Annotated in this window: 8 protein-coding genes; all 8 read right to left on the bottom strand. The window is 63.6% G+C overall.

Annotated elements, in window-relative coordinates; genetic code table 11:
* Positions 1-160: 160 nt before the first annotated feature.
* A complete protein-coding gene (locus tag KK483_RS34390) occupies positions 161-2,254 on the bottom strand; it encodes an ATP-binding protein (RefSeq protein ID WP_262009130.1) in 2,094 nt (697 codons plus the stop codon).
* A gap of 62 nt (positions 2,255-2,316) precedes the next feature.
* Positions 2,317-3,009: a DUF4255 domain-containing protein gene (locus KK483_RS34385; RefSeq protein WP_262009129.1), complete on the bottom strand. Its 693-nt coding sequence runs from the start codon at positions 3,007-3,009 to the stop codon at positions 2,317-2,319.
* 123 nt (positions 3,010-3,132) lie between these two features.
* Positions 3,133-3,573, bottom strand: a complete 441-nt coding sequence (locus tag KK483_RS34380) for a hypothetical protein (protein ID WP_262009128.1) — start codon at positions 3,571-3,573, stop codon at positions 3,133-3,135.
* A gap of 704 nt (positions 3,574-4,277) precedes the next feature.
* Positions 4,278-4,643, bottom strand: a complete 366-nt coding sequence (locus KK483_RS34375) for a hypothetical protein (protein ID WP_262009127.1) — start codon at positions 4,641-4,643, stop codon at positions 4,278-4,280.
* 471 nt (positions 4,644-5,114) lie between these two features.
* A complete protein-coding gene (locus tag KK483_RS34370; RefSeq protein WP_262009126.1) occupies positions 5,115-6,110 on the bottom strand; it encodes a hypothetical protein in 996 nt (331 codons plus the stop codon).
* 383 nt (positions 6,111-6,493) lie between these two features.
* Positions 6,494-10,384 carry a phage tail protein gene (locus KK483_RS34365; RefSeq protein ID WP_262009125.1) on the bottom strand — a complete coding sequence of 1,297 codons (3,891 nt, stop codon included), beginning with the start codon at positions 10,382-10,384 and terminating at the stop codon, positions 6,494-6,496.
* A gap of 98 nt (positions 10,385-10,482) precedes the next feature.
* Complete coding sequence (locus KK483_RS34360) at positions 10,483-12,339, bottom strand: putative baseplate assembly protein (RefSeq protein ID WP_262009124.1); 1,857 nt, start codon at positions 12,337-12,339, stop codon at positions 10,483-10,485.
* Between the two features lie 129 nt (positions 12,340-12,468).
* Positions 12,469-12,918 carry a collagen-like protein gene (locus KK483_RS34355; RefSeq protein WP_262009123.1) on the bottom strand — a complete coding sequence of 150 codons (450 nt, stop codon included), beginning with the start codon at positions 12,916-12,918 and terminating at the stop codon, positions 12,469-12,471.
* Positions 12,919-13,304 lie beyond the last annotated feature (386 nt).

Here is a 13,304-nt window from a genome sequence, read left to right as displayed (position 1 = left end):
CCTCGTCAGCCGCATCTGGGCCCGGAAAGCGAGCTCCTCCGGGGCGCCCCTGTCCCGCGCCCCACCCGATTGGGCCCATCCGACAGGCTCCGCGCGATCCGGCCCCCAGCGGATGACGTGGGCAACGTATCCACGGCGGTGTGGCTCGGCCGGGTTCCGTTTACTGAGGATCACCGGACGTCACACCGTCATGAGCCGGTTCCGAGAAGGGTTCGCTGATGATGCGGCCGAGTTTGAGGTATTCGGCCCGGACAGCGTCCAGGAGTGTCTTGGTGGAGAACGGCTGGCGGGTCGCGGCAGAGTGATAAGCGGCGGTGATGGCGCAGTTGCGGATGCTGCCCCCGGAGAGGGGGAAGGCGCGGGCGAGGTGGTCGAGGTCGAGGCCGGGCGAGCGGGGGATGGTGGTGCCCAGGCAGTGGTCCCATAGGAGTCGGCGGTGGTGCTCGTCCGGTGGCGGGAAGTGGATGATCAGGTCCAGGCGCCGGGTGAACGCGGTGTCGATGTTGGCGGAGAGATTGGTGGTGAGGATGCCGATGCCGTCGAAGGATTCGAGGCGCTGCAGGAGGTAAGCCGTTTCGATGTTCGCGTAGCGGTCGTGGGCGCTCGTCGTCTCGGAGCGCTTACCGAAGATCGCGTCGGCCTCGTCGAAGAGGAGGACAGCGCTGACGCCTTCGGCGTGGGTGAAGACGCGTTCGAGGTTCTTCTCGGTTTCTCCGATGTATTTGTCGACGAGAGTCGCCAGATTGATGACGTAGAGGTCCAGTCCGAGCTCGGCGGCGACGGCTTCGGCAGCCAGGGTTTTGCCGGTGCCGGAGTCGCCGGTGAACAGGGCGGTGGTGCCGGCACCGCGACTGCTTCCCGGCAGCATGCCCCAGCCGTGGAGGACTTCCTCGCGGTGCCGGGCCCGCACGACGAGCGCGTCGAGCTGACCGCGGGGCAGATCGGGCAGGACGAGGTCGGTGAGGCGGGCGCTGGGTTCGATTCTGCGGGCCAGGCGTTCCAGACCGCTCCCGTGCCACAGGCGCGCGCCGGCCTGCAGCGTCGGCACGTCCAGCGCGGTGCCGGTGGCCTGCGCCTGAGTACGGGCAGCACGGACACCGGCACGTAGCTCGCCGGGGCTGAGCCGGTGGGCGTCCATGGCACGGACGGTGGATTCCAGGTCTGCCGGAGCGCATGTGTCGTCCAGCTCGGACCGCCACATGGCGGCTCTCTGCCGGGGGCTCATGGGCGGGCAGGTGAGGATCACCGGCACGGAGGTGCACCAGGCGGGATCCCAGGGGGCTTGGCCCGAGATCACCACGGGGATGCCGGCGTCCCGCAGAGGCCGCAGGACCTCCCGGTACATGGGTTCAGCGGTCTCCGCCGTGGTTTCCGGGCGGAGCAGAGGGCCCACATGCAGGCCGCACCCGCGCAACCGTGCCTCCAGCACCGCCGTCTCGAGCACCGCCCACATCTGCGAGCCCTGGGAAAGGTCGCGGAGGTCGACCCGTACGGCCTGTGCATTGCCCTCACAGGCGGCGGCGTCGGCGACCGTATCCACAGCGCTGTCCGGACGGCCGCGAAGATACACAAGGTGCCCCTGCCCCAGAATCGCGGCCACTTCCTGCCCCAGCTCCTGTGCAGCCGTCGGCTGCGGCGGCGCCTCGCAGACCAGGCGGATGCCCGTGTCCGGGGTGAGCGGAACGTCCTGGCCCAGGAGGTGCGCCGTGACACGGTCGTTCACCCGCAGGGACCGGCTCGGCAGCGCGAGCTCCTCCTGTTCCAGACGTACCAGCCCCGTACTCACCAGCGGCCCGTGCTCCAGGCGAGCCCGGGCAGCGCCGGAATGGGCGGGCAGCCCGCACAAGCGCAGCGCCAGCGCCACGGTGGCGAAGCGGCGGTTCACATCATCGTGCAGATAGCCGTAGAACCGCTCGTAGCACGGGTCCAACTCAGGTGCCAGCGCGATCAGCAGCACCTCGATGTCCAGCGCTGACAACCCGAATCCGACGCTCAACTCCCGCAGCGGCAGTCGCGCCCCGCGGGCCTGGGCCGCATCGGCCTCCTTCTCACAAGCGGCCAGCCAGTCCTGCTCATCCGGGTCCTCGGCAAGCGGGAGTGCCGGGTTGTGATACAGCCACGCCACCTCCTCCTCCGAGACGTACAGGCCGCGCAGAGGGGCGGGCGTATCGCGAGGGTGGGAAGCCACCCGCGCGGACACCGCCCGGAACACCCGCCGTTCCACCAGGGACAGCCTGCTCAGCAGATGGGTCAAGCCCGCATCCTGCGATTCCGCTGCCGCCGCCTCGTCAGCGAGGTGCTGCTGCCGACGTGTCATCACCGCTGCTCGCCTTCCCGCGAGAGCTCTGCGAATTCCTCCGCGCCCGCAGACACCGCAGTGACAGGAGAGACGACCTTCTCCACCACGTGAGTGATCTGCTCCGGCGTGAAGGCGGGCACCGGCACCGTCACCGTCACATTCAGGAAAGGCACGAGTGTATTGTTGAACGTCGTCCACAACTCGGTGAGAATCCGATCCTGCACAGGAGGACGCCCAACATCCAGTTCGGCATACATCGTCTGGTAGACCGTCATTTTCGCGTCGGTCTCGTGAGGCCAAGGATAACTCGGCAACTTCAGGACCAGATACTTTGCCAGGTGGGCAAACAACAAACCGAGTATCTGATGGGAGTCCTTCTGCTCAGCTGTCCACACGGTCAGCATGTAGGAGAGTTTGAGGTATCGCGGTGGAGCGTGCCGGGAAACCGGTCTCGACTCCATCCGGCCTGTTTCCGGGTTCTTCTGTCGGGCGTTGTTGTCGCGTACGACGATGGACCCCGACTCCCGGCGCGCTGCCGCCTCCTGAACATCGTACAGATAGACGTCGATAAGTTGCTGCCGAGCACCGATCTGCACGGTCTCCTTCGTCGGTGGACTGAAGAGGATCTTCATGTCGCCATTGGCGGCGAAAAGATCAGGGTTGAGTAGCTTGATGAGGGCCTCTAAGGCGTTGTCCACATGATTGATCATGGAAGGGCCTTCTGTGGGAGGGCGGTTGACGGTGCGGGATACCTCGGGGCGGCGTGAATGCCTCGGGGCACACCACTCGCAATGGCAGGCGTCAGGTCGTGTCGCAGGGATCGGGGACTGGGCTCACCCCGCCCGGAAGAAGGTGTTCTTCGTCGGTGAAGTGAAGTCAGCTGACCCCATCTTGGATGTACCACTGAGCCGGTTCGGATCCGGCCCCTTCTGCGGATCATTCGCAGGTGACGCAAAAGTGAACTTCGCATCGAAGGCAGTGCCGCTGATGACAAGTGGCTGACCGTTCTTGGTCTTCTTCGTCTTGTTCCCATCCTTGAGCCGCAGGGTGACCGTCCCGGTTCCGCCCACATAGGATCCACAATCGTACGTGAAATTCGCTGTGAGATTCTCGACGTCGCTAGGCAGGCAGGCAACTGCACCTCGAACCTTGACATTATGGCTTGATCCTGAAATTGGCAGCGGAGTAGGAGGGATCAGCGTATATTGCGCCGGCGGATCGTTGGGAGGATTAATGGTAACCGTATCCCCAGTGATGACAACAAGTTCACCCATGATTGATTCTCCTTGCATTGCACGGTATCTGCGGCTGCCCTGACGCGCCCAGATCTGGCCTCTGCACGTGCACGACTGGTGGCCGGGGAGCTGGATTCAGCCGTCGGGCACGAAAAGGCGGGGTGGGTCCGGCGGGAAGAGATGGAACGTCCCGTGGAGGTTCAGTGCACGGGACATGGCCCCGCCCCGGCTCCAGGAGCAGGATTCGTCTTCATCATCGACCATCATGGGAAGGTCGGCGGACATCGACACAGGAATGGTGGAGCCATACACAGGAACACCGAGGCCGGCGGCTATGTTCTGCGCAGCGCCGCCTTTTCCGTAGACACCTACTGCGGTGAGGACCACACGGGCAGTGGTACTTTGGGGGGTTAAATCCCGTTGGCAGATGATGCGGATGGCAAGTTTGCCGTCGCTGACCTCGTAGTCGTGTCAGATGATCCATAGTGTCTTGCCAGGGCCAACCTTTGAGGGATCATTTGGAAGACCTTTTTCACGGAGCCATCCTGTCAACACAGTCGATTCGTCGGCGGACGTCGCGATGTATGCGTCCGTTTCTCTGTTCAAGGTCGGCACTGGAAACTCAAAGGCTGTACTTCTTCGGCGCATTGCTTCGTATATCTGTTGTCGGAGATCTTTCTCGTGAGCGTCGGGGAGGCTGGCCTCTCGGGCCGGTTTCGGCTGTGGGGGTGGTGAGCTGGTTTCTAAGGTCGGAGGCGTCGAGCAGGCATCCCCTTCGCGCCTTCGGCACCCGGGATAAGGCGGCGTGGGTCAACGCGTATCGCCTTTCCCGACCCCTCCTGGATGGCGGCATCGGCGACCGACTCCACCGCGCTGTCGGACCGGCCCCGCAGATAGACGAGCTGCCCCAGCGCCGCACGGACCTGCTGGACCAGGAGCCGCGCGGACGCGGGCAGCAGCGGCGTCTCACGAACCAGGCTCATCGCTGGATCCGCCACGAGCGGAGCACCGTGCCCCAGCAGACAGGAGACGACACGATCGCTTACCCGCAACGCCCGAACCAGCAACGGCTGATCCGGATGCTCCAGCCGCACCAGCCCCGTGCTCACCAGCGGTCCATGCTCCAACCGCGCCCGTGCGGCGCCGTCATGGGAGGCGTCCCGCACAAGCGCAACGCCAGCGCCACGGTGGCGTAGCGACGGTTCACATCGTCGTGCAGGTAACCGTGGAGGTTACCCGCCGGCTTTGAGAGTTGACCGGTTTACCCCGCCAGGGTCCCTGGTGAGCTGTCACTACGCGTGTTTCTGTCGGGTCCGCCCTGGGCGAGGTATGTACAGCAAACCACAGCGGCCGACTCTCGCAATGGCAGGCGTCAGGTCGTATCGCAGGGATCGGGGCTATGGGTCACCCCGCCCGGAAGAACGTGGTGTTCTTCGTCGGTGAAGTGAAATCAGCTGATCCCATATTGGATGTACCACGGAGCCGGTTCAGATCCGGCCCCTTCTACGAATCATTCGCAGGTGACGCAAAAGTGAAGCCACGCGTGATTCGTTGCGGAGTGCAGGCCTGTCATGATTCTGCTACTCGGCGGCCCACCCAATGAACACTCGGGATACCTTGGGTGCACCTTGCTCCACAAAATAGACATAGTTGCCCCAGACTGCTACGCCGCGGGGTTTGTTGAGATTTTTGATGGTGAAGCCATCATCGATAGCTCCAGTACTCCGCGATGCTCGGATCAGCGTGTTATTGCCGGTGGTTACGTATACATGTCTCTCATTGCAAGAAATATCCTCGGGCTTGGCGACGGCGATGAACTCCTCCTTGCCGGCCGCCCCGTCGAAGCGTGCCCGTAGCACTTTGTCCCGTTGCCAGCTGGCGATATAGAGGAATTTACCGTCGGATGTCATGCCTCTGGCATCGGGCAGATCGCTCACGATTTCTTCACACCACGCTCCGTAGCCCTGCGCCGCCCAGCCCTTATCTCTAGAGATGAAAAGTAGAGGTTTACTCCAGGTGAGAATATCTGAATCCAAGAGTGAGAGATAGTTAATCCCTGGCTTATCTTGGGCCGGCCTAATGCTATCCTGTGCGTAGTCATCATACGTATGGAATTTTATTACTTGTCCTCCTGCGCCCTGGATGGCGACCCAGAAATTAACTCCGTCCGTCGCGATACCCATAGGGTTTTCCAGTTTCTTGACGACTATCGCGCCATTTCCATCCATGTCCGCTTTGATGATTTCGCCGGACTTCCGGTTGGCGATGTAGATCCCTGCACCAGCTGTTGCGATGCCCTGGGGCTCGTTGAGGCCGTTGATCTTCAGGTCTTCGGGTACGGAGGAGGCCTTCGTAGATATCGTCAAAGCGGTCGGAGCCGAGTAGGTACCGTTCTTCACAGCCCGGGCCTCGACCAGGTACCTGGTTTCTGCCAGGTCTGTGGGGATAGCTGCTTTGGTAGTTCCCGCTAAGGCGGTTACCTCCCGCTTACTGACATTGCCGAAGAAGGTGAACAGGAAGCTGGTTTGTGCGTCGGCACCGCCCGCTGCCCACGTCAGCTCGTTGTTGTTGTTCACGGTCAGGGCGCTGGGTGCAGGGATTCTTTCTCCTTGCAGACTAATGATGAGCTCTTCTCCGTTTGCCGCCATTTTCTATTCGCCTATTCTGCCCGTTGCGTCTGCGCCCCGAAGGCACAGAGCTGTCAGTGTGAAGAATTAACCACGAACGCGTTATGGTCCGCCGATGGAGTCGGCGGACCATAACGTAGAGTCGGAGCTGGCGCGGTTGCGGAGTACGGCGGGAGGGCCGCACGCACGGTTGGGCGTGGCGGGACTGAAAATGGGGCCCCGGTACTCGGCCTGCCAACCCTAGCCAGCAGCTAAGCCAGAATCTACGGACCTTGCAGCACTCCTGAGTTTGACCACTCTTGGGTGGCGGGGCGGAGGTCACGGCATCCCGGTCAGGGTTGTTTGCGACTTATGGTCCAGATATTCTTGCCGTCTTTGGGTGTGGCACTTATGGTCCACACCCTCTTGTCGCCTTCGATCGTGGCTTTGTCGGGCAGGGTGAACGTGTACTCGGGGGGGTTTTTGTCGGGGTGGCTGGTCCAGGAGAGTATGATGGTTTCCTCCGACTTGTTTGGCGGCTTGAATTTGTAGGTGACCGTTCCCTTTGAGTCATCGGGTGAGGAGTCGGTCGTGTAGGTGAACTTCTTCGTGTCTCCCGTCGGGACGTCTTGAGGTGCGGTGGTCGGGGTTGCGTTTTCACGTGTGGGGGCGTCTTTGAGTTTGACCTCGAAGGGGAAGGTGTTGATGATGGTGGCGGATAGGGCACGGTGCTTTGTGTTCTGCAGGTTTATCCATATCTGGGCATTCGGGCCGGTGCCGGATGCCGCGTCGGTCCACTGTTCCTTGTCCGAGCTGAATTTTGCGGTGAGTCCGTCGCTGTCCGTCGTTTTGTAGGTGATGGACTCATTCACCGTATTCATCGTCCAGGTGATGTTGAGCTTCTGGTCGTGCTCGGGGTGTGTGCATTCGAGGGTGCCGGCCATCTCGTTTGTGACGGTGTTCTGGGTGAACGTCACGTCGGTGTATGCGGGAGTCCCGTTGACTGGTGTGGCGGGCACGGTTGATTCATTGCCCGCTGTGCATCTTGATAGCGACGTGGGTTTGACTGTCCAACGGTCGTGTGTCGTATCTGCGATACGCAGGGTTATCGTGCGGGCCTTTATCTCGATCTCGCGGGCGGGGGCCAGTGTGCTGTTGTCCTTGCCCAGGAAGTTGACCCGATACTGTCCGCCGGACAGCCCGTCTGCGTCCACGATTCCTGTTTTCCCTGGTGCTTTGATGCTCTGGACCGGATGAGATCTCCCCGGCTGGTCGTTCTCTTTGTAGATCTCTATGCGGTTGGCCTCCAAGATTCCGGGAAATTCCGTCTCATATCCTATGCGGAATTTTTCGCCCACGTGGGGCGAGGTTGGAGACACGGCGATGGATCCTGAAGCGCGCGGCGCGTGGACCAGGAATGTGAGTGGTTGGGCCAGGGGTACGGAGCGGTGCGCCTGGTAGTAGATCGTGTGGTTGCCCGGGTACAGGCGCATGCCGTCCAGCAGCTTGTCTCCTCCTATTTCTTGCTCGGTTTTCCCTGCCTCGGTTTTTTGGGAATATATCTGGTTGTCCCCGGCCCCCCGCACGGTGATGATGTTTTCCGGGTTGAAGTATTTGGTTGTGTATTCGAGCTTGATCGTACTGGCGGTGTTGATGCGCGTTTCCGGGAGTGGTTGTGTGATGCGCAGGGTTTCGTACTGCGCAGGGCTCAGGGTGGCGCTGATCGTGACCGGGTCTGCCAGTGGAGCGCCGCTGCTGGTCACGAGGCGCACCGTGTAGGTGCCGGGCGCCGCGTCCGCCGGGGAGCCCTGCGGCAGGAGATTCGTGGTGGTGATGGTGATCTCACCATGTTGGTCGGATGCCGTGGTGCGGTAGACGTAGTCCCATTGGCCGGCATGGGTGTTGATGGTCGGGGCGTGGTCGTCGAGTTCACGGACCACGACGATTTGGTTGCCGCTGTTCGCGTATGGGGTCCTGTACGTCAGGACGTTCGCCGTTCCGTTGCTGCTGGGTGTATTGACCTTGAGCTCTCCGCTGGCGGCGGGGGCGGTGACGGTGAAGCGCTTCGGTTTGGCGAGCCAGGCCTTCCCCGCGCAGAAGTAGGCGGTGTAGCCGCCGACCGGGAGTGAATCAGCAAGAGGGAAGGGCGACTTGAGGTCGACCATGTCATAGGTGAGCACGGCTGCGGCGGCAGGCAGGGTGTTGGGGGCCGCGTCCTGCGCGGCCTGCGGGAAGATGTGGAGTGTCCCCGTGGTCCATGTCTCCTCACCTGAAGGCGTGTAGGAGATGACGGGCTTCCGGTCGAGCGGGATGGTGCCCTTCTGGTCGTCCGCCTCCGTGCCGCCCAGGTGCAGTGTGCCGATGGCGCTCGGGTCGAGGGTGAGCGTGATGTCCTTGAGCGGCTCGGCCAGGAACGCGTGGCCGTCGCGGGCCAGCAGGTATGCCTTGTAAGGGCCGGGCAGGAACGTATTGTCGGCGGTCACGTCCTGCACGGTGTTCTGGTTGGCTATCGGCTTCGAGAACAGGGGTGTGGGGATCTCCTTCTGTGCCTGGTCGAGGTCGGAAGCCTTGTCGGCGGCGTTGTACAGAGCGAGGGTCGCGCTCCGCGGGTATGGGGTCTGGCACGTGAATTTTGGATTCTTGCGGTTCGCGGTCTTGCCGCCCGCATCGCCTTTGAGGCTGAACGTTCCGTAGTCTTCCTTTTTCAGGATTGCGGTAAATTCAGCTGGATCGGACAGCCATTTGTTGAAGGCGGGATCTGCGTAGTAGAGGGTGTAGCCGCCGGGGCTTGTGAGGACGCTGCCCTCGAACAGGACGTTGCCGGCCGACCCGGGTGCCGGCTTCTGGCCGACCGGTGGCAGGGCAGCGAGCTCTCCGGACGTCTTCTTGGTGCCTTCGTAGAGATAGACCTGGGCGCCTTCGGTCAGTGCACGGGCGAAGTAGGAGAGCCGGAAGCCGGAGTGGAGGGGGACGAGGGTGGCCTCGATGGTCAGAGCGCCTCCACCGGTCTGCTCGGAGGCCGTGCGGACGGGGAGTCCTGGCCATAGGTCACGGATCAGGTGGGTGGCCTTGTAGGTGAAGCCGTCTACCTCCGCGCACTGCGGTCCCTTGATGAGGTAGTGGATTCCCTCACGGAACGGGTCTTCCACGACGGCGTCGAGGTTCCGGTGGAACTCGGGAGGGAGGTCTGTCGTGTAAAGTTCCTTGATCGTTTTCGTCTCGGGGTTCGTCGCCCCCGGTGAGCTGTAGCGGATCGAGTGTTCTCCGGAGAAGACGTAGAGACCCTTGTCGTTCCCGGAGGGGATGGACAGGACATCGTCAATCAGCGGAATTCTGATGGTCAGCGTACCGTCCAGGGCCTGCGTCGCCTGCCTTCGCGGCAGATTGGGGAAGATGCTGTTCAGTCCGGCGATCTTGTTGAACGCCTCGGCGCTCTTGTCCCATACGGCTACCTCGTCACCGGATATCAGGTAGAAGCCGAGATCGGGGTAGCAAACCGCTGCGTCGATGTGTCCCGCAGATCCCTTCCCGAAGTTCTTGCCGACACTCCCCAGCTGCGCCAGGCCGGACCAGCGGGCATTCAGTCGCCGGGGGCCGGGGACGGGCGCGGGTACGGATAGGTCGTAGCCGACCGTCTGGTCGCCTTCGGGGTGGGGGCCGTAGAAGAACACGGTGCGCGGCTGCCCCGTGTCGCCCACGTCACTGGGCAGGGAAAGGGCGGCGGACGGGGTGAACCCCTCACCCACCACGACCGTGTAGGGGACGTGTGCGGGGCAGTGGCGGCGGACGATGGCGTCCAGCTGGGGCCGTGCACTGACCAGTCTGACGGTGTCGGCGGGCGACCATGCCAGTGCGACGACCAGTGAGCGCCTGGGTCCGAACCACTGGTCCGTTGTGGTGACTTGGCCTGGATCGGATATGGACAGCTCCCATCCCAGCAGGCCGGCCTCTCGTATGAGCGCCTCGTGGGTGCCCTGCTGGGCGGCGAGGGCTGCCGCGGCCTCGACCGCGGCCCGGCGGGCGGCTTCGTCCCACTGCGGGGTATCCGGTGCGCCGGTGATCTGGCTCAGCCAGTCCAGCCAGGCGGGATCCGTCCGCCAGGCGTCGAGCAGGCGGGGGAAGTCCTCCAAGGCCCGGGGGAAGGGCTCCAGCATGAGGGCGAGACGTTCGGCGAACTCCCGCATGACCGGGTCTCGTGCGAGGGCGGCCGGGAGGGCGAGTGTAGGTTTGGTCGGTTTGGTCATGGCGGATCCCTGTCGGTCGCGGCGAGCGCACGGAGGCGAGGGCGGCTGGCACGGTAGGGGCGGTGCCCGGGTGGGGCGGCGGCCGTGGTCGGTGCGGGTCAGCCTCGGAAGGTGGCGTCGTAGTCGGTCTGGCCGTCGAAGGTGATGCAGGTGACGGTGTGGTGTCCGGAGTAGACCAGGGAGTGCGGTGGGACGGCGCTCGGCCCCCGGAGTTCGGCGCGTGTGACGCCGTCGATGTTGGGGACGTCGAGGAGGGCTCGGTGGATGTCGCTGTTCTGAGCGCTCTGGCCCACGGGCCATCCGTCTCCCGAGGGGCCGGCGCCAGGCAGGGGGCTGAAGTAGCGGTAGAGGGCCAGACAGGCGTCCCGTGCGAGCGTTTTGCGTTCCTGGGGGGAAGCCCACTGCTCGGCCCGGACCGTTACCGCCGTGCTGATCTCCATCAGCGGGAAGCGGGTGACGATGATGTCGGCTCCCGTCGGCAGGCGGGGCCCCAGGTCGCGCCGGATGGCGTCCACGGCGTCGGGGGAAGGGGTGAGCTGGTCCTCCGTCAGGCGCCCCAGGGTGTCGGGTTGTGCGGTGGGCAACACGTACAGTTTGACCGCGGCTGCCTGGCTGCCGGCCGCGGTGGGTGCGCACAGGGCGCGGGCGATGCCGAGACCGGAGGAGAGGGCGAGGTCCTCACATTCCTGGGCGGTTGCTGATGCCCCGGTCAGGAGTACCGGCCGTCGCCTGGCGGTATAGGAGCGGTGAGTGTCTCGTGGCTCGGTGCCGCCGATCGCGGCGTATGGATTGAAGACCCCGGTGATCTCTGGCCGAGGTGTCTGGAGGATCGAGATGGACCTGCCGGGTACGTTTCCCGCCGCTCCGCCGCCGCAGTGGTAGGAGGGGATGCGCAGGGTGGCTCCCGGCGGTGGTGTGCCGCCTCGTTGCGGGTCAGGGCTGAACGCGATGCGGCTTGTGGCGGCGTTGACCATGAAGTGGCGGTCAAGCGGACCGGATGCGGCGAAGGAGTCCACCATGGTCCATCGTTCAACGTGCGCGTCCTGAACCGACTCGACCAAGGGGCGCAGGTAGGTGGTGGAGATCGGCTGGCGTAAGGGGAACTGCTGAGCCGGAGTGCCGTCCGAGCGGCCGAGGATCTCGTCGTGGACCAGTTCCCCTTGCACCGCGGTCACGCTGCCCCGGCACCGTACGCCCGCTTCCCCGAGGAGTGTGAAGGGCGAATCGGCGGAGCACCTCAGCAGCCCCGCGCCGGGCGCTGGGGGATGCTCGCCCGTGGCGGGGAAGTCGTAAGGGCTGTGTGAGGGAGGGACGGGGACGGCGAACTCGGCGGACTTGGGCGCGGCGGACAGGCTGGTGCCGCAGGAGACCCACTCCCCGGACTGCCAGGCTTCCCAGTGCATGCTCGCGCTGTCCGGGATGTCCGTCGGGAGCGTCACCAGGCAGGTCATGCCCGGCAGCGGCCGGGACAGAACGAACAGGACGCAGTGTGCGGTCTCGACGGGGAGGTCGTGTGCGATGGGGACGAACTGGGCGGTGCCCTTGGTGTCGGCGCTCGTGGGGAGAATCCCGGCGGTGAGCAGGCAGGCGGACTCCAGCACGCGCTCGGCGAGGGTGGAGAAGACGACGGGGTTGGCCCCCTCGCTGGAGGAGGTGGCGAACGCCGTGCCGGGGGGGAGGGTCACCACCTGGTCCAGTGACGGGGCCATGTCCACCATGATGTCGGCGAGGGCGGGCGCGCTCAGCGGAAGGTTCTCGCCGAGTTCGTCCGCGAAGAGTCGTAGAGCGGCGTCCGGCAGCAGGTTGTAATTCCGGGCCAGCGGAGCGAGTATCTCCGAGAAGAGGCGGGCAAAGGGCGGGCGAGCGGCCGGGTCGTCTATGAAGGGGATCAGTGGGGGTGGACGATTGTCTTCTGTTGTCCGGGTCGTGGGAGGGGCCGCATCGATGTCGGGCATGACTTTCCTCGAGTCGTTAGGGGATCGACAGGGTTGGAACGTTCGATCTGGGTTCACTCCTGGAGAGGTCGGCGATTTTTCCCCTTCAGGCCGTTTCCGTGTGGCAGCTGGCCACCGTCCAGGCGAGATTCATGACTGCTTCAGTCTCAGGACAGCTCTATAAATCTTGATTCCATCGACAATCTCTGTAGTGTAATTAACGTCGAAGAAAGAAGATGTGATCTTTCCAGACCGATGGTATATCTGTATTTGCTTGTTTGGAACGCCGACAGTTGCCGAGATTTTGGATGTCACGATATATACAGCTTCGCTAGTGCTGGAAGTTGACTCGGCCACCAATTCTAATCCATCAAAACGCTCATAGAATAGTTCTTGATTGGGATAAGTAGCGACCAGTACAGCACATAATGCGTCGTCTCCTCTGGGTCCTGTATCTCCTTCGAGTCCGGTGTCCCCTTCGGGTCCAGCATCCCCTTCGGGGCCGGTGTCCCCTTCGGGCCCAGCATCCCCTTTGGGGCCGGTGTCCCCTTTGGGGCCTTGCGTTTTCTCCTGCGTTACTGATTCTCGTTGTTCGGCCATGGAATCCCTCGATGTATTCAGTAGCATTGGGGAGACTGAAATGTCGGCCGTCGCGAAGACCATCGACGCTGGCCTCGCCTGCCTCCCACCCTGACGCCCTCTCCCGCCACAGCCGGCTGAGCCCAGAACTCGTCGCCGACACGCTTCTCGCTGACCTAGGGTTCAGCAACGGAGCCCGCGATGGCATCGCCCTGGGCATCCGTCCGTCTCTGACCCACTGGAGTCGCAGCGAATCAGCGTCCGCCGTCCTCGCCCGGTACTTCTCCAGCAGTTGAGTGAGGGTGAGGCGCGTGGCGGTTATGTGGTCGGCGGCCGTGGTCGAGCCCGCGTTGCCGGGGCGAAGGAGAGCGGCGACGGGTTTTCCGGTCCCTCAGGGGCCGTGGTCG

Origin of the sequence: Streptomyces sp. FIT100 (assembly GCF_024584805.1) — a bacterium.
Lineage (GTDB): Bacteria > Actinomycetota > Actinomycetes > Streptomycetales > Streptomycetaceae > Streptomyces.
Note: the sequence above shows the minus strand (reverse complement) of the source record. Positions and strands in the feature narration are given on the sequence as shown.

Bases quoted from the DNA above. Each gene is read 5' to 3' on its own strand.
- KK483_RS34385 (WP_262009129.1), bottom strand. From the start codon at position 3,009: ATGATCAATCATGTGGACAACGCCTTAGAGGCCCTCATCAAGCTACTC.
- KK483_RS34380 (WP_262009128.1), bottom strand. From the start codon at position 3,573: ATGGGTGAACTTGTTGTCATCACTGGGGATACGGTTACCATTAATCCT.
- KK483_RS34365 (WP_262009125.1), bottom strand. From the start codon at position 10,384: ATGACCAAACCGACCAAACCTACACTCGCCCTCCCGGCCGCCCTCGCA.
- KK483_RS34360 (WP_262009124.1), bottom strand. From the start codon at position 12,339: ATGCCCGACATCGATGCGGCCCCTCCCACGACCCGGACAACAGAAGAC.
- KK483_RS34355 (WP_262009123.1), bottom strand. From the start codon at position 12,918: ATGGCCGAACAACGAGAATCAGTAACGCAGGAGAAAACGCAAGGCCCC.